Source organism: Desulfopila sp. IMCC35008 (assembly GCF_010646885.2).
Classification (GTDB): Bacteria; Desulfobacterota; Desulfobulbia; order Desulfobulbales; family Desulfocapsaceae; genus Desulfopila.
The window spans coordinates 3,916,585-3,941,298 of the sequence record NZ_CP050700.1 but is presented as its reverse complement, the minus strand read 5'-3'; the positions used below and the strand labels follow the sequence as shown (position 1 = coordinate 3,941,298).

22 protein-coding genes are annotated in these 24,714 nt (G+C 49.6%); 8 read left to right on the top strand and 14 right to left on the bottom strand.

The window, feature by feature from the left end; translation table 11 throughout:
• Nucleotides 1–75: 75 nt before the first annotated feature.
• From prfB to GA520_RS17180, 5 genes are all read left to right on the top strand, one after another.
• A protein-coding gene (gene prfB, locus GA520_RS17200; protein WP_205749250.1) for a peptide chain release factor 2 occupies nucleotides 76–1,183 on the top strand; the annotation gives its coding sequence in 2 pieces (ribosomal slippage) (nucleotides 76–159 and nucleotides 161–1,183; 1,107 coding nt in all).
• A gap of 1,084 nt (nucleotides 1,184–2,267) precedes the next feature.
• Nucleotides 2,268–3,812 (top strand): ATP-binding protein, encoded by a 1,545-nt coding sequence (locus tag GA520_RS17195; RefSeq protein WP_163337655.1) that lies wholly within the window; start codon nucleotides 2,268–2,270, stop codon nucleotides 3,810–3,812.
• The gene (locus GA520_RS17190; RefSeq protein WP_163337654.1) at nucleotides 3,799–5,166 is read left to right on the top strand and encodes a sigma-54 dependent transcriptional regulator; all 1,368 of its coding nucleotides are present in this window, start codon (nucleotides 3,799–3,801) and stop codon (nucleotides 5,164–5,166) included. The genes GA520_RS17195 and GA520_RS17190 overlap by 14 nt, the downstream gene beginning before the upstream one ends.
• A 134-nt stretch (nucleotides 5,167–5,300) precedes the next feature.
• Nucleotides 5,301–5,744: an IS200/IS605 family transposase gene (gene tnpA / locus GA520_RS17185; protein ID WP_163336264.1), complete on the top strand. Its 444-nt coding sequence runs from the start codon at nucleotides 5,301–5,303 to the stop codon at nucleotides 5,742–5,744.
• Nucleotides 5,745–6,125: 381 nt separating this feature from the next.
• Nucleotides 6,126–7,352, top strand: a complete 1,227-nt coding sequence (locus GA520_RS17180; RefSeq protein WP_163337653.1) for a response regulator — start codon at nucleotides 6,126–6,128, stop codon at nucleotides 7,350–7,352.
• 96 nt (nucleotides 7,353–7,448) lie between these two features.
• On the opposite strand, the gene ald is transcribed toward GA520_RS17180, so the two are convergent.
• From ald to GA520_RS17130, 10 genes are all read right to left on the bottom strand, one after another.
• Nucleotides 7,449–8,564, bottom strand: a complete 1,116-nt coding sequence (gene ald / locus GA520_RS17175) for an alanine dehydrogenase (RefSeq protein ID WP_163337652.1) — start codon at nucleotides 8,562–8,564, stop codon at nucleotides 7,449–7,451.
• Between the two features lie 98 nt (nucleotides 8,565–8,662).
• Nucleotides 8,663–9,106 carry an Lrp/AsnC family transcriptional regulator gene (locus tag GA520_RS17170; RefSeq protein WP_163337651.1) on the bottom strand — a complete coding sequence of 148 codons (444 nt, stop codon included), beginning with the start codon at nucleotides 9,104–9,106 and terminating at the stop codon, nucleotides 8,663–8,665.
• A gap of 246 nt (nucleotides 9,107–9,352) precedes the next feature.
• Nucleotides 9,353–10,144, bottom strand: a complete 792-nt coding sequence (locus GA520_RS17165) for a sulfite exporter TauE/SafE family protein (protein ID WP_163337650.1) — start codon at nucleotides 10,142–10,144, stop codon at nucleotides 9,353–9,355.
• Nucleotides 10,145–10,242: 98 nt separating this feature from the next.
• Complete coding sequence (locus GA520_RS17160) at nucleotides 10,243–10,434, bottom strand: hypothetical protein (RefSeq protein WP_163337649.1); 192 nt, start codon at nucleotides 10,432–10,434, stop codon at nucleotides 10,243–10,245.
• Nucleotides 10,435–10,454: 20 nt separating this feature from the next.
• Entirely contained in the window at nucleotides 10,455–11,678 is a 1,224-nt protein-coding gene (gene nqrF / locus GA520_RS17155; protein ID WP_163337648.1) for an NADH:ubiquinone reductase (Na(+)-transporting) subunit F, read from the bottom strand.
• Nucleotides 11,679–11,700: 22 nt separating this feature from the next.
• Nucleotides 11,701–12,312 (bottom strand): NADH:ubiquinone reductase (Na(+)-transporting) subunit E, encoded by a 612-nt coding sequence (gene nqrE, locus GA520_RS17150; protein ID WP_370362724.1) that lies wholly within the window; start codon nucleotides 12,310–12,312, stop codon nucleotides 11,701–11,703.
• Nucleotides 12,309–12,932, bottom strand: a complete 624-nt coding sequence (locus GA520_RS17145; protein WP_163337646.1) for an NADH:ubiquinone reductase (Na(+)-transporting) subunit D — start codon at nucleotides 12,930–12,932, stop codon at nucleotides 12,309–12,311. The genes nqrE and GA520_RS17145 overlap by 4 nt, the downstream gene beginning before the upstream one ends.
• 5 nt (nucleotides 12,933–12,937) lie before the next feature.
• Entirely contained in the window at nucleotides 12,938–13,726 is a 789-nt protein-coding gene (locus GA520_RS17140; RefSeq protein WP_163337645.1) for a Na(+)-translocating NADH-quinone reductase subunit C, read from the bottom strand.
• Entirely contained in the window at nucleotides 13,719–14,927 is a 1,209-nt protein-coding gene (locus GA520_RS17135) for an NADH:ubiquinone reductase (Na(+)-transporting) subunit B (RefSeq protein WP_163337644.1), read from the bottom strand. Before GA520_RS17135 ends, GA520_RS17140 begins: the two co-directional genes overlap by 8 nt.
• 15 nt (nucleotides 14,928–14,942) lie before the next feature.
• Nucleotides 14,943–16,292 carry a Na(+)-translocating NADH-quinone reductase subunit A gene (locus GA520_RS17130; protein ID WP_163337643.1) on the bottom strand — a complete coding sequence of 450 codons (1,350 nt, stop codon included), beginning with the start codon at nucleotides 16,290–16,292 and terminating at the stop codon, nucleotides 14,943–14,945.
• 341 nt (nucleotides 16,293–16,633) lie between these two features.
• Here GA520_RS17130 and GA520_RS17125 point away from each other — a divergent pair, with 341 nt between their 5' ends.
• A complete protein-coding gene (locus tag GA520_RS17125; RefSeq protein WP_163337642.1) occupies nucleotides 16,634–19,036 on the top strand; it encodes an ATP-binding protein in 2,403 nt (800 codons plus the stop codon).
• Between the two features lie 123 nt (nucleotides 19,037–19,159).
• Here the strand turns inward: GA520_RS17125 and ggt are convergent, their stop codons facing one another.
• Nucleotides 19,160–20,896: a gamma-glutamyltransferase gene (ggt, locus tag GA520_RS17120; protein WP_163337641.1), complete on the bottom strand. Its 1,737-nt coding sequence runs from the start codon at nucleotides 20,894–20,896 to the stop codon at nucleotides 19,160–19,162.
• 485 nt (nucleotides 20,897–21,381) lie between these two features.
• On the opposite strand from ggt, the gene GA520_RS17115 reads away from it, so the two are divergent.
• Complete coding sequence (locus GA520_RS17115) at nucleotides 21,382–21,720, top strand: carboxymuconolactone decarboxylase family protein (protein WP_163337640.1); 339 nt, start codon at nucleotides 21,382–21,384, stop codon at nucleotides 21,718–21,720.
• 165 nt (nucleotides 21,721–21,885) lie between these two features.
• On the opposite strand, the gene GA520_RS17110 is transcribed toward GA520_RS17115, so the two are convergent.
• From GA520_RS17110 to GA520_RS17100, 3 genes are read right to left on the bottom strand one after another with little or no spacing between them, the layout of a single operon-like run.
• On the bottom strand, nucleotides 21,886–22,536 hold the full coding sequence (locus tag GA520_RS17110) for a TPM domain-containing protein (RefSeq protein ID WP_163337639.1): 651 nt from the start codon (nucleotides 22,534–22,536) through the stop codon (nucleotides 21,886–21,888).
• 5 nt (nucleotides 22,537–22,541) lie between these two features.
• Nucleotides 22,542–23,426, bottom strand: a complete 885-nt coding sequence (locus tag GA520_RS17105) for a YgcG family protein (RefSeq protein ID WP_163337638.1) — start codon at nucleotides 23,424–23,426, stop codon at nucleotides 22,542–22,544.
• Between the two features lie 18 nt (nucleotides 23,427–23,444).
• On the bottom strand, nucleotides 23,445–24,029 hold the full coding sequence (locus GA520_RS17100) for a LemA family protein (protein WP_163337637.1): 585 nt from the start codon (nucleotides 24,027–24,029) through the stop codon (nucleotides 23,445–23,447).
• A gap of 222 nt (nucleotides 24,030–24,251) precedes the next feature.
• Here GA520_RS17100 and GA520_RS17095 point away from each other — a divergent pair, with 222 nt between their 5' ends.
• Nucleotides 24,252–24,707, top strand: a complete 456-nt coding sequence (locus GA520_RS17095; protein ID WP_163337636.1) for a MarR family winged helix-turn-helix transcriptional regulator — start codon at nucleotides 24,252–24,254, stop codon at nucleotides 24,705–24,707.
• The last annotated feature ends 7 nt before the right edge of the window (nucleotides 24,708–24,714 follow it).

Genomic DNA, 24,714 nt, shown 5'->3' with positions numbered 1-24,714 from the left:
TAAGGTAGTCGGTATTGATGGATTTGAATTCATCGATACTATTTGTATAAGAATAACGTTGAGAGTGGAAAAGCAATGTCTATAGAAACCGGTGCTGGTGTATCACGACAGATCATAAGCGATCTGAAAGGTCGACTTCTGGCCTTGAAGGAGCATCTTTGACTTACCCTATAAAAGAGAAGAGCTGGAGCGGCTGGAGAGATTAACGCTGGCTCCTGATTTCTGGAACAAGGCGGAAGAAGCCCAGAAAGTGCAGAAGGAGCATGGGCAGATCCAGGATGTAATCCGTGAGTGGGAAGGCTGGTGGGAGAATATAGAGGAGTATGAATTGCTCCTTGAAATGGCCGCAGAAGAAAACGACAACGAGGCAGAACTCGAAGTCGCCGAACAGCTCAGGCTGATACAGTCCGAGATTGCGGTAGCGGAAGTGGAATGCATGTTCAGTGGTGAACATGATAATTCCAATGCCATTGTCTCTATCCACGCTGGTGCAGGCGGGACAGAGGCCCAGGACTGGGTCGATATCCTGTTGCGGATGTACCTGCGATGGGCAGAGGGCCGGGGATTCAAAACCGATATCCTCGACTATCTTCCAGGCGATGAGGCGGGTGTCAAATCGGTCACTATTCTATTCAAGGGCAGAAACGCCTATGGATACCTGCGTTCGGAATTGGGTATTCACCGGTTGGTGCGGATCTCCCCGTTTGATTCCAGTGGCAGGCGGCATACCTCGTTTGCCTCGGTGATGGTTATGCCGGAACTCGACGACAGTGTTGATGTGAAGATCGAGGAAAAAGACCTTCGTGTCGATACCTATCGGGCCAGTGGTGCCGGGGGACAGCATGTCAACAAGACTGACTCTGCGATCCGTTTGACCCACCTGCCTACCAATATTGTGGTGCAGTGCCAGAATGAGCGGAGTCAGCATCGAAACAAGGATATGGCGATGAAGATGCTTGCCGCCCGGTTATATGAGCTGGAAAAGGAGAAGCAGGCAGAAGCCCAGGAAGGGTTGAGTGGTGACAAGAAAGATATTGCCTGGGGGAGCCAGATCCGCTCCTATGTGCTCCAGCCTTACAGAATGATAAAAGACCATCGTACAGAGCACGAGACTGGAAATGTTGATGCGGTTCTTGACGGCGGTCTGGACCCTTTTATTAAAGCCTACCTTTTATGGAGATAGCAGAGTCTCCATAAAATTCTCTGCAAAGTCCCTGGTAATAATCAATAATTACCAGGGACTTTTTCCATTTTGCTCAATGAGTAAAGTATCTATCAGGACCTTCCATTTAATTATTGGGTCAACCTGATTATTGTTTTGATGCCGAGAACGCTGTATCGACTCCTGTAGGTGACACTTTATGTTCCGTCTCATGCTGTTTAAATGTCAAAAATGGCTTGATGATTAGCCAGCCTGCGAGCAAGGACAGAGGAAGAACGATATTCAGGAGTACGGGTAAGAGCCAAAGAAGAACGATTGAGTCTGTCTGGGAAAACATAATTGCCTCCGGGGTTCTGGTTGGGCTGACGTGCTGCCTTGTGGTGGTTGGTTCCTCAACAGAAATATATTTGTTTATCATACTTCCATTGTAGCCATGGGCCCTGACAAATTTCTTGCCATGGTTGGCACAACCCACAATAGACAATAAATGGCTGGAGGTGGTGTAATTAAAGTGTGTTTTTTTGTTTCAACTTCACGAAACAACTGATTAATTCTTCTTCGCTCTACAAGATAAAATATCACTGAGTTCTTCTGCCTCAAAAACTGCAAAATGACCAAGTAAGAAAATTGTAGGTGTTTTGGGAGGCACTTTGTTTTTTCGATTGAGTTGTCATGATTCTGCCTGAAATAACCCTGTCCGGAGAATCTCTGGAGTTTGTATATCTATTAGCATCTTGTTATCAATAAACAACTTGCATTTGACATATCCCTATCTGTTCCATAGAATGAGTCTATCACTCTTTCTGGCACCTGACGCTTAACCCAGATATTTCATGTGTCTGCTGAGTCTATCCTCTTCGTTATCAAGATTTTGCAGTAGATTATTACAGCTGCGCCCTTGATACTTTGACTATGAACTCAGCAGTCAAGACCCCGATGTGAATATAGAGTTTGAGCTCAAGCTGTCTTTCGCGTTACAAACTGTACCCGCTAAAAAATATGGATGATGAGATTTAAATATTTAATATTTTTATATAGTAAAAACAGGTTGGCGTTTTCGTGAAATATTGAGGTCAGATTTTAAAAAAAGTAGTTGCTTGCGACCATGGACTCACCGGCGGTGACTGGTCGCAACTCCAATAACGGTATCTTAATGAATAGGGATTCCCAACGAGTTCTGATTGTCGATAATGATCCTGTTTTCCTCAAACTGGCTTCAGACTTTCTCAGCAGGGCCGGTCATGAGGTGACCTGCACGGAAAATGGTTCCCACTGTCTCGATCTCCTCAGAGACTACGTTCCGGATGTAATATTTATTGATCTGATCATGCCGGAGATGGGAGGTGATGATCTTTGCCGGGCGATACGTAACCATGACCACTTAAAAGAAGTATATGTGGTGATTGTCTCTGCCGTTGCAAAAGAGCAGGATATCGATATTTCATGCGGTGCGAACAGCTGTATCGCCAAGGGGCCATTTAGGGAAATGAGGCTGCTTCTCAGGAAGGCGATGGACGCAGCGCTCTCCCCTATACGGCAGCAACACCAGGGGCGTGTCGAAGGAACTGGCCAGCTCTATCCACGGCGAATCACTAGGGAACTTTTACAGCGCAACCATCACGTTAAGTTGATCCTTGAAAACATGTCTCAGGGAATTATCGAGCTGTCAGCCAATCGGGTGGTGTATATGAACCGGTCCGGCGGTGAGATGCTTGGCGTGTCATTTGATGAGGTCGTAGGGATGGAAGCTGAACAGGTTTTTCCGTCTTCACTTTATAATTTCCTGGGCACAGTCTCAGGGGCTGGTGCTGAAGGAGATGATGAAAGCCCGCCTGCAACAATGCGCCTCTATGACCGGCAACTCGTGGTTGAAGAGCTTGCACTTGACAATACATCCCATAACAGGATCATCATGCTTTCGGATATTACCGAAAGCAAGAAAATGGAGGCGGTAATCGAGGCAGCCAACCTGACGGAAAATCTCGGTTATGTTTTCTCAGGTATCCGCCATGAGATCGGAAATCCCGTCAATTCAATTAAGATGGCGCTCAGCGTTTTACAGCGCAATCTTGTGGAGTACGATCATGATACCGTTGCCGAATTTCTCGATCGAACTCTACAGGAGGTTTCCCGGATTGAATATCTTCTCAAAGCTCTGAAAAACTACAGTCTGTTTGAGAAACCGGTTGTTGAGACTATTTCCTTGGCCTCTTTTTTGAAAGATTTTATAGCGCTCAGTAAAAACGATCTCGAACAGAAAAATATTCGATTCAGGAGTATTATTACAGATGAAAATCTGTTGGTGCGTGCAGATAGCCGTGCCCTGCACCATGTCCTGCTAAACCTGTTGACCAATGCGGTCGACTCCCTGGAGAGGCATGATTCACCAGAAATCATTATCAGCTGTACCTCACGGGGGAAAAAGGTTGAGGTCAAGGTTGATGATAACGGTAAGGGTATCCCGGAGTCCGATCAGCAGAACCTGTTTAAACCATTTTTCACCTCCAAGACATATGGGACCGGCCTGGGGCTGGTAATCGTGAAGAAGATGCTGGTGGCGATGCACGGCACCATACAGGTTGAAAGCTACGAGGGTTTAGGTACCACCGTCACCATAACACTGCCGGGTAGAGCTCATGAGCCGCGCTGACAGGAAGCTGCTGGTCATTGATGACGATTCGCTGTTTTGCCATTCAGTTGAAAGACACTTTTCAGGCGAGTTGTCTGTTGCCTCGGTCGGTAGCGGCAAAGCCGGAGTAGAGTGGTGCCGGAATCATCGAATAGATGTGGTGCTGCTGGACCAGAAATTGCCGGATGGGGAAGGAATTGAGTTATGTGAGCAAATCCTGGCGTGTAATGACCAAACCAAGATAATATTTATAACTGCTTTCCCGAGTTTTGAACATGCGGTCAGGGCGCTTCGCAACGGAGCCCACGATTATCTCTCGAAACCGGTCGAACTCGAGGAGCTGGCGCTTGCTGTGAGCCTGGCGTTTCGCACAGTTCGACTTGAACATGTTGAGCAGATACAGCGGCTCAAGGAACATCAGGATTCGCTGCAGAACAGGCTGCTTTGTCTTGAAGGGGGGCTTGCTCCTATCAGTGAGCTGGTGGTCCGGGCTGCGTCCAATCGTGTGCCGGTGCTTATAACCGGAGAAACAGGAACCGGCAAGACCGCTTTAGCGAAAGCCATCCATTATCTTCATGGCGAGAGAGAGCAGCCATTTATCGATATTAACTGCGCATCGCTGCCAGAAAATCTGATCGAGTCTGAACTTTTCGGTTATGAGAAAGGGGCGTTTACCGGGGCAGATAAACGTAAAAAAGGGTTGTTCGAAATGGCCGATGGGGGCTGTCTGTTTCTTGATGAAATTGGTGAGATGCCTTTACACCTGCAGGCCAAGTTGCTTGGTGTACTCGATAGCGGTGAGATTCGGCGCCTTGGTGGAGGTGTAAGCTTTCACGTTGATGTCCGCGTTTTAGCGGCAACGAATGTAGAACTTGAAAAGGCTATTGCTGAGAGGCGGTTTCGCGAAGACCTCTATTACCGGATGAGTGTTATGCGCATACATATTCCGCCTCTGCGGGAGAGAAAGGAAGATGTTGCCGAGTTGGCCCATCACTTTCTGGCAACTATTGCCCCGGACGGGAAACTACAGGTTGAACGTGGCGAGATTGAGGCTCTTCTCGAATATGAATGGCCAGGTAATGTGCGAGAGCTTCGCAATATCATTGATCGGGCTGTTATTTTATCCAAAGGGCGATTCATTTACCCCTCAAAATTGTTACGGGAAACCCATACTGAAAAGAATGAACCGGCCTGGCAGGAAGGGCCTGGTACTATTGCTACCCTGGCCGAGGTAGAAAAGGAGTATATTCGTTCGGTATTGGGAAAACTTGGGGAAAACCGTACCAGAACCGCGAAAGCACTGGGGGTGGCCCGCTCAACTCTTATCCGGAAATTGGATCAGTATGGCCTAAATGCAAACACTGTCTCAGAATGAGCCAGTTATCCTCCTCATCCTCTATTACGCTGCGACAAAGACGTTCGTCTCCACCCTCTCTTATCTTTAGTGTCCCCGTCGGGGATGGTTGAAACCCCTCGCCTTTAGGCGAAGAGAAGATTAAAATTGTCGCTATGCGACGTTACAGACTTGGATCTCATACAAAAACAGACCTGAAGGTGCACATAATTTGGATCCCCAAGTATCGAAAAAAGGTACTGAAGGGTGAAGTTGCTGTGCGCACTCGTGATATCCTCAGGCAAATTGCATATGAACATGAACTTGAAGTGATCTCTGGCAAAGTAGCGAGCGATCATGTTCATATGTTTATAGGGTATCGACCGACCCAGAATATAAGTAAAATCGTTCAATGGTTAAAAGGAATCAGCTCGCGGGTCCTATTGTCCGAATTTACCCACCTAAAAAAGCAATTTTGGGGCAGGCATTTATGGGCTCGAGGTTACCTTGCCGTGAGTTCAGGCAACATAACCGATGAGATGATTCAACAGTATATTGAAGAGCATGAGGGTGAACCGGTTAATGCCGACAACAGTCGATTTCCAATCGACCCCTCTTGAACCCCTCGTCTTAAAGACGAGGGTTGTTTAGTTTACCTATCAGGAAATATCAGTTAGTTGGGCATGTTGCATCGCATATTTTCGGATATCCAGCAAACTGCTTCCAGCTGTAGCAAAACAGGTCACCTGTTTTCAATCACCCTTCCACTGGTCTGGCAGTTGCCAGGTTTTGTGCTTGAGATACCTCCCCGTTAAGAGATGTTTTGAAATGTGTTTTATTTCAGTCCTATAAGGGTCTTGGGGGATGGTGCTGAATGAGCTGTACGAGAGTCACGGAACAAAATGTAACAGATTTTTGTTGAAATATGGTTGGCACGATTTGTGCTATCACAAAAATGCAGGCAGAATCCACTTCCATAATCCTTAGCTGACAGGCTGATAATGAAACAGGTTCTTATCGTAGATGATGAAACAAGATTGCTGCAGTCCATCGAGGCTGGCCTGAAAAACTATCAGGAAGAGTTTTCAGTTCATACTGCGGGAAACGGTAAGGAAGCAATAAAGATACTCAAAAAGGATGGTGTCGATCTGGTTGTAACAGATTTACGAATGCCGGAAATGGATGGATTTGAGCTTCTCGCCTACCTCTCATCACGTTTCCCGTTTATGCCCTCGATCGTGATGACCGCCTTTGCTACCCCGGAAATAGAAGAGAAGCTTAATGTGGCCGGTACCCTAAAGCTATTAGAAAAGCCAATTGATATCGAAAAGCTGGCCGAGGCCATCCGGGGCGGCTTACGGCAAGATGGAGATGAGGGGTCGCTGGCCGGGTTTTCTCTCGCGAATTTTCTGCAACTTCTCTCCATGGAGCAGAAGACCTGCCTGTTAAATATCACCGGCGAAAACCTGAAAGGCCATATCTACCTGAATAAAGGTGAGATATATGCGGCGGTGGCAGATGGCCTGAAGGGAGAAGAGGCTCTCTACCACCTTCTGGCCGCAGACAATGTGACCATCACTTTTCAGAAACTTCCGAAGAGAAGGATCCCGAGAATGATCGATACTCCCCTGATGTCCTTGTTGATAGAGGGGATGCGATTACAAGATGAGAGATTGGGAGCAAAAGAGGAAAGTGAGTTGGAAAGTAGCGAACGTGATATCCATAACCGGGGGGATGAAGACCAGGTAGCTCATATTGTATCAGCTGAACCATCCCAGACTGATTCTGGGGAACATCTTGCAGAAGTGCAGGAAATACTACAAGGAGATCTAAACATGGGAAAAATTGAAGACAGCTTGGCTAAATTAAGTGATGTGGAAGGTTTCATGGCCGCCGGAGTCTTTACACCCAATGGGGAAATGGCGGGTCAGGTCAATAACTCGAACATGAAACTGGCCGAGATTGGTTCATTGGCCAACGATGTTCTCCTGAAGGCCCAGAAGGCAACAGATATTATGAATGTCGGGCGAGGCCAGCAAGTACATGTCGAGGCTCCAAGCGCCCATGTAATCGCTCGCTGCTTGAATGAAAACGAGAGCTTTTCTGAGAGCGCCGCAGGGAAAGCCCATGTCCACCTGGTTATGCTGCTGCAAAAGGACGGTAACCTTGCCATGGGTAAAATGAAACTGGATTCCGTCATCCAGGAAGTAGCTGAATCTTTCAGGTAAAAACACAAATGGCCGCAGTTCGAAAGGAACTGCGGCCAAGAGGAAAGAGAGGTGCGCATGATCTCCGAAAGGAGATATGATAGTTGCTCCTTGCTACTACTTCAATACATCTTCTACCGGGGTGTAGTCGAGATTAAACGCCTCGGCAACAGCCTTGTAGGTGACCTTGCCGTCGATGACGTTCAGGCCGAGTTTGATTTCATTGTTGTCCAGGCAAGCTTGCTTCCAACCTTTGTTGGCGATCTGAACTGCGTACGGCAGGGTGGCGTTTGTCAGGGCCAAAGTCGAGGTCTTGGCGTAGGCACCCGGCATATTGGCCACACAGTAGTGGATAATACCATCTACCTCATAGGTGGGCTCTGCGTGGGTAGTAGCCTTGGAAGTCTCAAAGCAGCCGCCCTGATCGATGGCGACATCTACCAGTACAGAACCTTTTTTCATGACTCCCAGCATTTCGCGGGTGATCAGTTTCGGAGCCTTGGCACCCGGGATCAGGACCGCACCGACAACGAGATCCGCACTTGCCAACAGCTCACGCAACTTAGGGGTACTGGACATAACCGGTATGCAGTTGCTTGGCATAACGTCACTGAGGTAGCGGAGTCTGTCGAGGTTGTTATCGAGCAGATAAACTTTGGCGCCGAGTCCGCATGCCATCTTGGCAGCGTTGATACCGACGATACCGCCACCGATAACAACAACGGTTGCAGGCTCTACACCCGGAACTCCTCCAAGCAGAACACCACGTCCGTTGGTCGGGATCTGCAGGTGGTAAGCACCCTGCAGGGTGGCCATACGGCCTGCAACTTCACTCATGGGGGTGAGCAGCGGCAGTGAGCCGTCGGCTTTCTGGATAGTCTCGTAGGCGATGTTGATGGAGTTTGCGGCCATCAGAGCTTTGGTCTGGGGCTCATCTGCAGCCAGGTGCAGGTAGGTGAAAACGATCTGACCATCGCGGATCATCTCGTACTCCTGGGGCTGTGGCTCTTTGACATGCATAACCATGTCCGACTTGGCGTAGACCTCTGCAGGGGTCTCAACGATAGTGGCACCGGCTGCAACATATAGTTCATCCGGGAAACCACTGCCGAGACCGGCATTTTTCTCCACCAGTACCTGGTGGTTGTTGGCACACATCACTTCGACACCGGCCGGTGTCATACAGACACGATTCTCAAGCACTTTGATTTCTTTTAAGATACCGACGATCATTGTTGTCACCCCTGTTTGGTTTGTAAAAAAGTGTTCTTGGAGTGACTCCACCCCCGGAGGAGAGGTGGGGATGAAGCCACTCCAGGTTTGCCGTACCCTTACAGTATGTAAGGAACTTTGAGATTATACCCTTCATAGACGACGAAACTTTCCACCGTCTGGACATCCTGTATCTTTGGAACTTGTGTGGTAATGAATTCGAGCAGGTTATAATCGTTGTTAAGTAGCACCTGGAGAATGAGGTCGTATCTTCCGGTGACGATTCCTGCTGAGATCACACCTTTTAGTTTACTGAACTCCTCGGCCTTCTGTTGCAGGTTCATGGAGTTGAGTTTTACTCCGAGATAGAGCAGATGGTGACCTGGTAATGCATCGACCCTGATGTTACCCGAGATATCAAGCAAACCCTCCTCGATCATTTTGTTAACCCGACTGCGGACGGTATTTTCGGTAATGGACAGCTCCTGAGCAATAATCTTGTAAGACTTGCGTCCACTTCGCAAATGTCGAATTATTTCAAGGTTGGTTGTATCTACTTTCATAACTTATTCCTTGCCAATCGGCGGTCTATTCCGTGTCATGATTAAATCATGATAGGATATTATGAGATATATGTCAAAAAAAAACAATAAAATTTATGAAAACATAAGAATGGTCACGATAAAGCACGTGAAAACTAAATGAATATTCGTGGGTACATAAAGGTTGGATGTGTGGATACAGTCTGATCATAAGAAGAGCAGGGTGGAAGAGATGGAGGGCGTACCGGAGGAGCGTACAGGGGAGTCTTACAGGCTTCCTAAGAGCATTTTCAGCCCCACAAGATACAGTAGCACAGCGAAGATTTTCTTTAGCCTCTCTACCGGCAGGCTGTGAGCAAGTTTTGCCCCAAGGGGGGCGGTGAACACCGAGGCGGCAACGATTCCTGCGAGTGCGGGCAGGTACACAAAACCAAACGCTCCCTGTGGCAGGTTAAGACCCAGCCCGTGAATAATATACCCGCTTGAACCGGCCAGTGCTATCGGCAGGCCGATGGCGGCTGAGGTTCCGATGGCTTTTTGCATAACAGTGTTGTGGAAGACGAGGAACGGGACAGAGAGAGTGCCGCCACCGATGCCCACCAGGCTTGAAAAGATACCAATAATAGATCCGGCTCCTATCATTATGGGAGAGCCGGGAAGGTTATGGGATGCTTTGGGTTTAAAACCGAGCAGCATCTGGGTGGCAACATAAAGCAGAAAGAGGCCGAAGAATATCTTCAAAAAAGAGGTGGAAAGATGGGAGGCGACCCATGAACCGAAATAAGTACCTATCAGGATGCCTGGTATAATCTTCCAGAAAACCGGCCAGATAACACCTCCACGTTTATGGTGAGCCCTGAGACTTGATATTGAGGTAAAGATGATACTTGCCAGCGAAGTACCGAGTGCTAAATGCAGAATATATGCCGGGTCCATCCCCTGCATGGCAAAGGTGAAAGAGAGCATGGGGACAATAATAAGACCGCCGCCGATACCGAGCAGTCCGGCCAGAACACCGGCAACAGCACCGAGGGCGAGGTAGAGAAGATACACAGTCATAACATGTTACCGTTTATGAATTTCTGGGGAAATAAATGTAAATAAAAGTGGTCTGACCAATAGCATGTCCGCTTGTTGCTGTCAAGCGGGCAGCCGGGTCATTCACAGCGGGAGTCGTTGGAGAGATATTTACTGCTGCAGCAGGAGCACATTTCACCACCGCTTTCATGACACATGCCGGTCAGCCCGTGCCTGGTTTTGCCGGCTCGTTGTTTACTGTAATTGATAATGAGAGCGGCGGTGACCATGATGCAGAAAGTAATAAGCAGTAGAAGCATGTATGTTGTCATTGTGTACGTTTGTCCCTGATTTATCCGCCAAAATCGTCATAGTGAATGTTTTCGGGTTCCACCCCCAGATCTTCGAGCATCTTGGTTACGGACTCGTTCATGACCGGCGGGCCGCAGATATAATAATTAACATCTTCGGGGGCCGGGTGATCTTTCAAATAGTTGTCGAAGAGGACAACGTGGACAAAACCTGTATATCCTTCCCAATTATCTTCCGGCAATGGATTGGAAAGAGCGAGATGAAAGGTGAAATTTTCATGCGTTGCAGCCATTTCATTCAACTCTTCGAGGTAAAAGCACTCCTTGAGACTCCTGCCGCCATACCAGAATGAGACTTTCCGGTCAGTCTGCTGTCCCTCAAAAAGATCAAAAACGTGGCTTCGCAGGGGAGCCATTCCCGCCCCACCGCCAATAATGATGACCTCTGAGTCACTGTCGTCCATGAAGAAATCACCGAACGGGCCGGAAATGGTGACCTCATCTCCTTCCTTGAGATTAAAAATATAGGAAGAAACTTGTCCTGGAGGTATTTCCTTGGTTGCTCCCGGAGGAGGGCTGGCGATTCGAACATTGAGTTTAATGATTCCTTTTTCACCGGGGTAGTTCGCCATTGAGTAGGCCCGGGTGACCGGCGTATGAACATGAGAGGAATATTGGAACATCTGAAATTTGGTCCAGTCACTCAGGTACCGCTCATCGATATCAAAGCTGGCATAGGAGAGGGTGTGCGGGGGAACCTCTATCTGGATGTAGCCACCTGCCCTGAAATCAACATTTTCTCCAGGCGGCAGTTCCAGGACCAGCTCTTTTATGAATGTTGCCACGTTATCATTTGAGCCCACTGTGCATTGCCACTTTTTGGCGTCGAGCATGTCGGGAGGGACTTCAATGTTCATATCCCTCTTGACTGGAACCTGGCAGGAGAGGCGCATACCTGCGCGGGCATCCCGGTTGTTTATTTTGGATTTCTCAGTGGGCAGTATCGAACCACCCCCTTCACGGACTATGCACCTGCATTGGCCGCAACTGCCTCCGCCTCCACAGGCAGAGGAGAGGATAATGCCGTGTTCAGCCAGAGAGGTGAGCAGTTTGCCGCCCGGGCTTCCCGATACCTCTTTTTCCCCATTGATGGTAATGGTAACATCCCCACTGGGAAGCAGTGTCTTCCGGGCAGTCACAATAAGGGTGACGAGGAGAAACTGTAAAATAAGAAAGCAGGTGACGCCTACTATTATCTCATTCATATTCTTAGCTATTTGAAATTGTCTATAAGTTCATGCCGGCCAGCCCCATAAAGGCGATAGCCATAAGACCGGCAGTAATAAATGTCATGCCAAGACCTTTTAATCCTGCCGGAGGATCCGCATACTCGGATCGTTCCCGAATTCCGGCCAACAGTACTACGGCCAGGAAAAAACCGCCTCCTGCTCCGACCCCGTAGGCCATGGACTCCCCAAAAGTATAATCACGTTCCACCATGAAAAGGGTCGCACCGAGGATTGCGCAGTTCACCGTTAAAAGCGGCAAGAAAATACCGAGAGTGTTGTAGAGGGCGGGGAGAAAGCGATCAAGTACCATTTCCAGGACCTGTACCACGGCTGCGATTATGGCGATGTAGGTTAACAGGCCAAGGAAGGTGAGGTCGAGGTTCGGGAGGCCGGCCCAGGCGAGTGCTCCTGGTTTCAGTACTGTGTTGAGAATGAGGTTGTTAATCGGAACCGTGATGATCTGCAAAAAGAGTACAGCACTGCCCAGGCCGATAGCGGTTTTAACCTGTTTGGAGATGGCCAGGAAAGTACACATGCCCAGGAAAAAGCTAAGTGGCAGGTTCTCGATAAAAACAGATTGGAAAATAATCTCTATATAATGGGCCATCAATCTTTCTCCTGTTGACTCGGATCGATTGTGCGAATCAGCCAGATGAGCAGGGCGATGATAAAAAAGGCGCTGGCGGGAAGGACCAGCATGCTGTTACGGATATACCAACCGCCGTTTGTGGTGAGCTGCAGGATCTCAAAACCAAACAGAGAGCCGGAGCCGAACAGTTCCCGGATAAATGCGACGGTCATCAGGATGCAGGAATAGCCGAGGCCGTTACCTATACCGTCGACAAAAGAGGCCACTGGCGGGTTGGACATGGCAAATCCTTCGGCTCGCCCCATGACAATGCAGTTGGTGATGATGAGCCCAACGTAGATGGAGAGTTGTTTGGAGAGTTCGAAGACATACGCCTTTAATATCTGGTCCACCAAGATGACGAGGGTGGCGATGACCATGATCTGCAACCCTATCCGTACACTTGCCGGGATCTGGTAACGTACGATGGAGATGGTAAGGCTCGAAAAGGCAACAACGACGGTTACACAGACCGACATAACCAGCGCCGTCGCCAACTGGCCCGTGACGGCCAGGGCCGAGCAGATACCAAGGATCAGCAAGGCGATGGGATTTCGTTTGAAGACGGAACGGGTCAACAGTTCGATCTTTGTTTCAGCCATGATTCCTATCCTTTTGATTTACTCTGTGCTTTTTTCAACTGTGTCAGGAACGGCTTGAAGCCCTGATTACTGAACCAATATTCCAGCAGTCCGTCCACGCCTTTTGTGGTTAGTGTCGCACCTGAAATGCCGTCTATCTGGTAAACCGTATCTGCGTTTTGATCTGTGACCTGGCCTTTTATTACCTCGAGGCCGAGGCTGGCATCTTCACGATATATCTTCTTGCCTTCCCAGCCACCCTGCCAGCGGCTGTTTTCAATCTCGCCGCCCAGCCCCGGGGTCTCTCCATGCTGATAAAAAGAGACGCCGTTCACCGTGTTGAGATCTGCGCCGACCGCCACATACGCATACATGGTTGACCAGAGGCCCTTGCCGCGAACCGGCAGGATCACCTGGGATAGTTCTCCATTCTCTTTCACCAGGTAGACCAATGAGTATTTTTCTCTCCTGCCAAGTTTTGCGGTATCTAAATCCCTGGGAATCGGTTGGCCAAATTCGTCGGAGAGTGGTGCCCGGTTCTGGTTGTAACTGCCAGGGTCGATCTTCTCTTCAGGGACAAATTGGCCGTTTTCGAGGTCAACGAGCCGTGTCTCAATAGATGCAAACAGCTCCTTGACAGGTTTACTCTCATTGTACAAACCAGCTGCGACGAGGATGTTTTTCTGCCTGTCGAGCTGCTTGTTGGCCTCCTGCCGGGGCCGAAGTCCTACTGCAGCACCTGCAACCAGGGCAGAGCAGACAAAGGCAAGGACCAGTACGGAGTAGAACGGTTTGGCAGCAGTAATATCAGCCATGGCGTATCATCCTCCTCTTGATATTGGCCTGAAGTACGAAGTAGTCGATCAGTGGGGCCGAGACGTTACCAAGCAAAATAGCCAGCATGACCCCTTCGGGATAGGCGGGATTCGCTACCCGGATAACGATACACAAAATACCTGTGAGTGCGCCGTAAACCCATTGGCCGATACGGGTATGCGCTGCGGAAACCGGGTCGGTGGCCATGAAAATCATACCGAAAGCAAAGCCGCCAAGTACAATGTGATAGTGGGGTGGGATAGCATGGATTCCACTGGCGGGGTCCGCCTGCAGGTAGAAAAAGGTACTTGCCGCAACTCCTCCGGCCAGCATTGATACAATGACTCTCCAGGGAGCAATTCGTGTGATCAGGAGCAGGGCGCCACCCAGAAAACAGGCGAGCGCTGAAGTCTCGCCCAGCGAACCGGGGATTGTGCCGATAAACAGCTGGCTCCAACTGTAGCCAAGACTTTCAACCGCGGAAGCGGGGGCGGCCATGGCAGCCGAGCCCAATGGGGTTGCACCTGTCATGCCGTCTACGGCGGTCCAGATCTTGTCGCCGGTAATCTGGGCCGGATAGGCAAAATAGATGAAGGCACGGGAGGCGAGCGCCGGGTTCATGAAATTGCGACCGACACCTCCGAACACTTCCTTGGCAAATACCAGGCCGACACTGACACCGAAGGCCACCTGCCAGAGAGGGATGGTGGGCGGCAGGGTGAGGGTAAACAGCAGACCGGTGACAAGAAATGCTTCCGAGAATTCATGTCCTCGGATAATATTGAACACCCCTTCCCAAAACGAACCGACCAGCATAGTCACTATATAGATGGGCAGGAAATATACACTGCCGTGCAACAGGTTGGAGATGAGGCTTGCCGGATTGCAGCCGGTCAGTGCCATTATCGCTCCCCGCCACCCTTCCGGACCTTCGAGTCCCATGGCCTGCAGGGCAAGATTGGCCTGGTAGCCGGTGTTCCAGAGGGCCATAAAAGTGCAGGGAATAAGGGCGACCAGCACTGTGGTCATAATGCGTTTAAGATCTATTGAGTCACGCACATGGGGGGCTGTTTTGGTAGTCTGGTTGGAGCCGAAGAGAAAAGAGTCGAAGGCTTCATACAGGGGATACCATCTTTCCCAGCGTCCACCTGGCTCGAAATAGCGTCCCAGACCTTCCATGAATGAGCTAAGTTTTTTCATAATCCGGTTTGTTTCCTATCCTCCGAGTTCAATGGTGTTCAGGACATTCCGCAGCATAGGCCCGAATTCGTTTTTACCTGGGCAACTGAAACTGCAGAGGGCAAGATCCTCTTCAACCAGCTCCAGGCAGCCCAGGTTTTTTGATTTTTCCGTATCATGTACAGCCAAAGCTTTCAGCAGGTAGACCGGAATGATATCAAGCGGCATTACATCCTCATAAGTGCCGAGCGGGTAGATAGCCCGCCGTCCCCCCCAGAGTGCGGTGTTCATCTTGAGTTGCAGATTTTTTACCAGAGCGGAGGTGAAAACCGGTTTAACCGAGAACATGCTCATTCCGGGCATGGCCCAGTTAAACAGGGATCGCCCGCTGTTGTCGGGTAATACGGACACCTGGTTATGGCAGCGTCCAAGGAATGCCTGGTGTCCGTTTGCAGTACGACCACTTAACACCGAACCGGAAAGGACTCGAACGGGTTCATCTATGGTCAGATTGTTACAGAGTTGAAAGAGGTCAGCCCCGATTCGGGTCCTGACATGACTCGGTTCGGTAACCCCCGGGCCGGCCAGCGTGACGACTCGTTCCGTTGGCAAGGTTCCGGTCCTGAACAGGGAGCCGATAGCGGCAACCTCCTGGTAACCGATCTGCCAGACAGTTTTTTCCTCATGGACAGGGTCAATCAGATGAATGTGGGTGGAAGGCAATCCGGCAGGATGCGGCCCGGTAAAAGTCCAGTAATTGAGCCCCTCGACCTGTTCGGTAGAGAGCAAGTCTCTCTTTTCACTGCAATAGTGAATGGGTACATCAAGCAGGCGCCTGAGCAATTGCAAGCCGTTTTGGTAGTCGTCACCCGCCTCTTTGATAATCAGGACAGTATCCGGGGCCAGTGGTTCACTCTCCATGGCAGTAATGAAGAGTGCGGCCGGTTGTGAATCCGGACCGGGCACCTTGCCAAAAGGGCGTGTGCGCAAGGAGGTCCAGAGCCCTGACTCAACCAGCAGGGACCGGATGTCCTGTGCCCCATACGCGGTTGGCGGTTGAGCCGGGTTGTTGATGAATATTACCTTTTCATCTCCTTCCAGCTCAAGGACTATGGACTCAAATTTACGTTTTGGGCCGCGGTTGATCGAAAGTACCGTGCCGCATCCAGGTGAGGTATATTTCACCCCTTCTGTTTTTTTATCCGTAAAAAGGAGCTGGCCGGTTATTACCGAATCCCCAACCTGCACTTCCATGGTGGGTTTCAGGCCGATGGAATCATCTCCGACAAGTGCCACCTTGGTGACAGGAGTGCCGTCTGCAATGCGCCTGTCAGGCTTGCCGCTTATCGGAATGTCAAGGCCCTTGGTGATGTCAAAGTGTTTCATGTAATCAAAAGAGTAGATGAACCGTTATGTGTTGCCTGCTGTGAATCGCAGACCAGGATTTGTTGTGCTGTGCGGATCTCTTTGCATCGAGCACGTAATTGACCATATACAGCACCTTGCCAGTTTGACAGAATTCATGAAAAATGCTGGTTGACTGGAATTCTTCCTATTATAATGCTGAACAGGCAGCTTATCAAATTAATTATGGATTTTCGATATCCTATGGCAACTGCTCAAACGCAAACCGCCTCCTTGAGGGGAAATGAAAACGTGCCGAAGCAAAGAACAACAGGGGGATGGTCCTGCCCTGAGTGTAATTACCATTATATTGGAGGACAATTATGAGCGGGCAGTACGCATTTGAAAAACTCGGGTTGTTGTACCTGGGCAGGGAACTCGATCTACAGACCGGGGAGGAGTCTGCACAGCCTCTGCTCTACAAAAATAAGAACCTGACCACTCATGCAGCCATCATCGGGATGACCGGTAGCGGAAAAACAGGTCTCGGAATCGGAATTATCGAAGAAGCGATAATGGATAATATCCCTTCGATCGTCATCGACCCCAAAGGTGATATGGGTAACCTTCTACTCACCTTTCCCGATTTGAAAGCAGAGGATTTTGCCCCCTGGATAGACCCTGCAGATGCAGCCAGAAAAGAGATGGAGCCAGCAGCCTATGCGGAGAAAACAGCCAGGGCTTGGCAGGAGGGCCTTGCCTCGTGGGGGCAGGATAAAGAACGTATCCGGGAGTTATGCAGCCGTTCAGAGCGAACTATTTATACACCCGGGTCAAGCAGTGGTGTGCCGGTGTCGGTGCTTGCCGGCTTTGACGCTCCCGCAGAAGAGCTGGCCGCTGACACAGATACCATGAATGGCCTGGTGAATTCCACAGCCACAAGCCTTCTGGCACTTGTAGATATCGAGGGTGATCCCCTGCAGTCAAGGGAGCACATCCTGATCAGTTCCATCCTTTTGCATTATTGGCGAAAAGGTGAGGATCTCTCGATGGAGGCGTTGATAGGGGCCATTGTCAATCCGCCGTTTGCGAAGATCGGGGTATTCCCGCTGGACACGTTTTACAATCAATCTGATCGAATGCGGCTTGCAATGGCGCTCAATAATATCCTGGCCAGCCCGACCTTTGCTTCCTGGACCGAGGGTGAACCTCTCGATATCCAGCGTATCCTCTACACCCCGGATGGCAAACCTCGCACAGCTATTTTTTCCATTGCCCATCTGTCTGAGTCGGAGAGGATGTTTTTTGTTACCATGCTGCTGAACCGACTGATCGGCTGGATGCGGAGGCAGCAGGGAAGTTCCTCTCTAAAAGCTTTGCTGTACATGGATGAGATATTCGGCTATTTCCCACCAATTGCCAATCCTCCGTCAAAAAAACCGATGATGCTTCTCCTGAAACAGGCACGTGCATTCGGCATTGGTATTGTACTTTCCACCCAGAACCCGGTGGATCTCGACTATAAGGGACTTTCTAATATCGGCACCTGGTTTGTCGGACGACTGCAGACCCGGCAGGATCAGGAAAAGGTAGTTGAAGGAATCAGTGGGGCCAGTGACGGTGTCCTGGATACGGGAACGGTTCGGGGCATGTTATCCTCCATGCAGGGCAGACAGTTTCTGCTCAACTCTGCCCATCTTGACAGACCCCTGCTCTTTGCAACCCGCTGGGTGATGTCCTACCTGAAGGGGCCCATTTCAACTGGAGACATCAAGAAGCTGATGGCGCAGAGGAAGGGTACAATACCGGCGGAAGCAACCGGTTCGGGAGCAGAAGACCTCGGCAACAAAAGACGTCGTGTCTTGGATGGCCGGCCCCCTGTCCTCTCGAATGGTATTGAACAGAGGTATTATCTGCAAAATGTTGCCACAGATGAGGTGGTGCTTGAGCCATGGCTTGCAGCCGAAGCCAATGTCCGATTCTACAATTCTGTCAGGAATATCGATGAGGTCAAAGAGGTGGCCTGCAGATTATATCTTGATGAAGATGATGCTCCTGTTCGCTGGGATCAGGCGGAAGAACTGGAATATCCTCTTGAGGATTGTTTACATAAGGGCCCTGAGGATGGCCGTTACTCTGCTCTCCCCTCCTGTATCGTGTCGCTCAAGAGTCTGAAGGTTCATGAAAAAACGTTTTCTGATTTTCTGTATCAGCAGGAACGTCTGGAACTGTTCAGGGTCCGTTCCCTCAAGCTTGAATCGAAGCCTTATGAGCCGCTTGGTGATTTCAAGGCCCGAATTGCCGACAGTCTGAGGGAGAAAAAGGATCTGGCTGTTGAAAAACTACAGGATAAATTCGAGGTTAAACAAAAACGGCTGGAAAAGCGCATTGACCGAGCCATGGAACGGCTTGAAAAAGAGAAAGTGGATGTGCAGTCGAAGACCAGCGATACCATTCTCTCCTTTGGGGTTGCTGTTGTCGGTGCTCTTTTTGGCAGGAAGAAAATCTCTGCAACCAATATGGGCCGTGCGGCACAGGGCATCCGCAATGTCGGCAAGGTGGCCAAGGAGAAAGGTGATGTGAAAAGGGCTGAGGATAATCTGGCCGAGCTTGAACTGGAACTTGAGGAACTTGGCAATGATCTTGAATGCGAGATTGACAAGCTTGCAGCCTCGTTTGCTCTGGAGAATTATGAAGTGGAGACCTTTGCCATCAAGCCAAGACGTGCTGACATCTTTAATCTGCAGGTTTGCCTGCTATGGGAGATGGTTGCGCCCCGCACATAAGGTCGAGATACCCCTGCGTCTGAATGAAAAAGAGGAGGCCTGCAATATCTCCTGGGAACCGTCCGGCCTTCCCGGTTGTCTCAGCCACAACCGGGAAGGCTCCCATATGTGCCTCTGGGGTAATTACATCCCTGCGGCTAAGGCGGTTGATCTGCGAGGGTCGGCACCGCCGTACATCATACCATCTTTAACCATGATCGACTGGATTGCCCCCATGGACGATTTGCGGACGACTTTATGGCCTTTTTCTTCAAGGCCTTGAATCGTATCCGGGCTTAGTCCTTCTTCAATCCGAATTTCATCAGGGAGCCATTGATGGTGGATTCGGGGTGCGGCCACGGCGCTTTTGATATTCAAACCGTGGTCGATGACGTTCATAATGACCTGCAGGGTCGTTGTAATAATACGGGAACCACCGGGGCTGCCGGTCACCAGAAAATTTTTCCCATCTTTTTTCACAATTGTTGGCGACATTGAGCTGAGCATTCTTTTGTTGGCTTCGACCTTGTTTGCCTCTCCACCGAGAAGACCATAGGCGTTGGGAACGCCTGGCTTTGAGGAAAAATCGTCCATCTCGTTGTTAAGCAGGAAACCGGCACCATCAACCACAATTCCGGAACCGTAACTGAAGTTGATAGTATAGGTGTTGGAGACTGCATTTCCATATTTGTCGACGATTGAGAAGTGGGTGGTCTCATTCGACTCGTATGGTTGGGGGGCTCCGGGGGCAATGGTTTTACTGGCCGTTGCTTTCTCGAGGTTAATTTCTTTCCTGAGCTGATCCGCGTATTTTTTAGAAGTAATTCCTTTGAGCGGCACTTGGACAAAATCTTCATCGCCGAGGTATTTGGAACGATCGGCGTATGCCCTTTTCATCGCTTCCGCCATGAGGTGAATAGTCTGTGCAGAGTTGTGGCCAGAGCCTCCGATATCATACCCTTCCAGAATATTCAGGATCTGCACAACATGTGCTCCGCCTGAACTTGGAGGTGACATGGAAAAGATATCATATCCTCTGTATGCTCCCTGCACAGGTTTCCTGATGACGGGTGAGTAGTTTTTCATGTCATCCATGGAAATCAGCCCACCATGTTTTTTCATCTCAGCCACCAGTAATTCGGCTGTTTTCCCTTCATAGAACTCTTTTATCCCATGGGCAGAGATACGTTTCAGGGTATCCGCCAGTTCTTTTTGGACGAATAGATCACCGGGTTCATAGTATCCGCCGTCAGCTTTATAGAATATCTTTGTGGAAGAGTCCCATTTCTTTAACCGTTTTTCCCTCTCCTTAAGTCCTTTACTAAAACGGGGGGTTACAATAAAGCCTTCTTCTGCCAGCTTGATTGCAGGGGCTATTGCCTGCTGCAGCGAGATGGTCCCGTACTTTTCAAGAGCCAGGGCCAGGCCTGCAACCGTACCCGGGACCCCGGCGGCGAGATGGGAGAATCTGGAGCGATTGGAGTCGGCATCTCCCTTTTCATCTAAAAACATGTCAAAAGTTGCTTTTGATGGAGCTTTTTCACGATAATCAATGGCTACGACTTCATCTTTTTGCTCGGATGAAAGTAACATAAAACCGCCACCGCCGATGTTTCCTGATCTCGGTTGAGTAACCGCCAGGGAGAAAGCCGCTGTTACCGCAGCGTCAATCGCGTTACCCCCCTGTTCAAGTACCTCAAGGGCAGACTGAGTCGCCAGGAAATGACTGGTCACCACCATACCATTCCGGGCTTCGACCGGGTGCATCCGCTCACCCTCCAGAATCGCTGCTGAATAGGCTGGTTGACAGAGGAACAGGACGGTTCCGCCAAGAATAGCTGCCGCTGTACTACGGGTTAAAAAGGACATTGGTTTACGCATGAGACACCTCTGCTCAGGATTGTTGAGTGCAGGTCGATATGACCCGATAGGTTTTCAAACAATAAACAAACGGTAGACTCCAGCAATGTGTTATATATAGCAGATGTACAACATTGATTCACCTATTAAACAACTGGGAATACGTCGGAGAAAACCTTTTTGACCCGTCTCTTCGTTATTTGCCGAAAATTTATTCGTGTAATAACAATTATTTGGCGGTGTCAAATTTTCTGCAATTGCTACGATCTGAGCCAGAATGGTACTTCTCCGACACGCTTCTAACGATCAGTATTAAATATTGTACTTGTAGACCAGGTTGCACACTGAAGCAAATGAGCTGATTCAGAAAGGAATGTGAAGTTGCATGTAGCCCTGAATCGGCATCGATTAATGCTGGATATTCTTGGTCGGACATGATAATCCGATAGAAAGACTACCTGTCTGTTATGGGGCGGGTAATTGGGAAAACACCTTAGTGAGGCAACATGACTGAAGAAGACAGGAAGTGTCCCAATCGGACCTATTATGAGGTGTCCAAGAGATATCCTGAGGTTATGACGTCAATGGAGAATCTTGGAAAAACAATCAGGAATACAGGCCCTCTGGATGAAAAGACTAGCCATCTGATTCAGTTGGCTGCGGCGGCGGCCAGCCAGTCGGAAGGTGCTGTACATTCTCATACCAGAAGAGCCTTAAAGGCTGGTGCTACAAGAGACGAGATATATCATTGCCTGATGTTGCTGATTTCCACCAGTGGCTTCCCGAAAGCCATGGCCGCAATGTCGTGGTGCAGGGATATTCTTGAAGGGGAGTGTGGGGAGTAACCCGGTCCTCTCATTGATCTATATGGCGGCATCTTTTTCATCAGTCATTGGCACGATGTCATAGGAGACTATGCATCGTGCCAATGACTACAAAACTGGCACCGTCTGAACAGATGAGAAAGAGAGAGTCATAAACAGGGAATTCCGGCCAGGCCCTGGGATTGTCTACCTGATAATAATATTGTGTAGTTCGTCGTGATCGTCTTCCTGTATGGGAAAGTGATGGCGGAGTACGTTTCCAATTCGAGTGATAGACCTGCAGATTGCTTCACACTGCTGGTCATCCCTGATTCCTTCTGATAATTCTTTGATGATATCCTGCCATTCGTTTGGGCCAACCCGCTCGTTGATGCCCCTGTCACCAAGAACCCAAACCTTTTTCTCCAGCACTGAGATAAAGACCAGTATGCCGTTTTCCTGTCTGGTGCGGTAAAGTCCCTCATTATAAAACGCACTGACAGCCGCTTCCTCGACCTCTTCCTCAACCTGCCTCGCCAGCAGAAACAACCGCATAATTGGAGGATTGGAGCCTACCAGTTTGTACAAGGGAAAATAAAAGATGGATGCGTAGGCGAGAAAGAGCCACATGTTCTGGGGGCCGAGCCAGAGGTAAGATCCTGTGATTGATGTGAGCAGCAGGGCAAGGGGTAAGGTCAGGAGGCCGGCACCGATTGCTTTTGCAACAGGATAATCGTGACTGGTGGAAACGACCATCGGGACTATCTCGCCTGAAGTCAGTTTCTCCATGCGCTGAACCGTTTCGGTGATTTTTTGTTGTTCTTCTTCTGTCAGGAACTTTTTAGCCAGATTTTTCATATCCCTTACCATCCTCCCGAGGCACCACCGCCACCAAAACCGCCACCGCCACCACTGAATCCTCCGCCGCCAAAACTACCGCCGGATCCCCAGGAGCCACCGCTATGACCGCTTCTTCCTGTGCTGGAACGAGTCAGGCTTGAGGCAAAAGAGGAGGCTACAAACCCGCCGATAGCACCAATTGGAAAGAGCAGCATGATGACCAGCCAGCGGGGGCCGAGCACGAAAAAACCGAGCGCGGACGCAACGACCCCGCCGACCCCGGCGGCAAGAAACTTGTTGCGACCAAATATCTTGCCGATGACGAAGAGCAGCCCCAGAATGATGATGAAGAACCCTTCTGTATCCGATTCGGTTCCGGATGAGCTGTCGAGGTTCGCAGCGCTGAACTCTCCCCGAACCGCATCCATCATTGCTGTGACTCCGGCCAGAATACCTCCATCAAAATCACCCTTTTTGAACTCAGGAACGATGACGTTGCGGATGATTCGTCCAGCTGTAAGATCAGTGAGGCTTCCCTCAAGTCCATAACCAACTTCTATACGGATTTTTCTCTCGTTTCTCGCCACCAGCAGGATGGCCCCGTTATCTAATCCCTGTTGTCCTATTCTCCACTGTTCTGCAACACGGATTGAATATTCCTCAAGGGATTCGTTTTCAAGAGAAGGAATGGTCAGGACCACTAGCTGGGTTGATTGTTCGCTCTCAAAAGCGGCAAGCGATCCTTCGAGTTGCTGCGATGTGGCGGACGAAAGCATCCCTGCATAGTCATTGACTCTGCCTTTAAGCTTGGGAACATCGAGGGCGTAGATTTGTTCCGTAAAGACCAACAGCAGAGTGCAGAGGACAAGGAGGCATTTGGCCACACGGCGATATGGGGATCTGTTCATGGGAGCACTTATGGACGCTTAAAATTTTACCTTCGGTACTTCTTTTGCCGCTTCATCCGCCTTGAAATATTCTTTCTTTTCGAGGTGGAGGATAAAGTCATTGGTGAACTTTTCAGGTATTTTCCGTATCGAACCATTGAAGTCACTGACCACTGCATTGTACCGCTGACGTGCGACGTTTATACGATTCTCGGTTCCTTCCAGCTGATTCTGCAGATCAAGGAAGTTCTGGTTGGCCTTGAGATCCGGGTACCTTTCCACTACAACCATCAAACGTGAGAGGGCAGAGCTCAGTCCTCCCTGGGCTGCCTGGAACTGACTCATCATGGCAGGATCACTTAAACTCTCTGCATCCATGGTTACTGATGTCGCCTTGGAACGGGCATTGACGACCGCTTCCAGAGTCTCTTTTTCATGGCTTGCGTATCCTTTCACGGTTTCGACAAGGTTGGGGATAAGATCACCCCGCCTCTGGAGGGCTGCCTCAATATCAGCCCAGGCTTTGAAAACAGCTTCTTCTTTCGTTTGTAAGGAATTATAGCCGCAGCCAGAGAGCAGAACGAGCGAAAGTATGACAGGAAGAATTCGTGCCAGGCGTTTCATAATGTCTCCTGTTATGTATTGGATAGGAATGAGAAAACCCGTTTTCAAGATAAGAATGATACATACGATATCACAGGCTGTCCATGGTGAACAGGAAAAATGTTGCCAGTGACGATAAATGATTGACAGTGGAAAATTTCACGTGTAGATAATTGCCGTGTCAAATAAAAAATTTGGGGGCGGTGAGTATTCTCGATTCGCACCCCTGTGAGAGGGTGAAATATGCAGCAGTGTCATTCAGACAGTATCGGTCGCCTTATGTATATGGGTACCATGGCCTTGAAAAAATACCTGGAAAGCCGGCTTCGCCCCTATGGGTTGACGGCAGAGCAGTTTCAGGTATTGAAGAACCTTTCCATGAACGGAGGTTTGCCGCAGAGCGTGGTGGGTGAGGCCGTGTCGAAAAGTCCTGCGAATATAACCAGGATCCTGGACCGGTTAGAGAAAAAGGATTACCTGGAAAGAAGGGATAATCCAAACGACCGACGGTCAAGTCTTGTATATCTCACCAATGCCGGGAGGGACCTGATGGATAAGCTCCTGATTGAGCTGGCCGATCTGGAAGAGCAGGTAACAAAAGGAATACCGGCAGGAAATCTGGCGATTATGCGCAATAGTCTGCTCCAGGTGTTAAAGAATCTTGATAGTTACAACAATGACGGGGGAACACAAGAGTGAGAGCGAT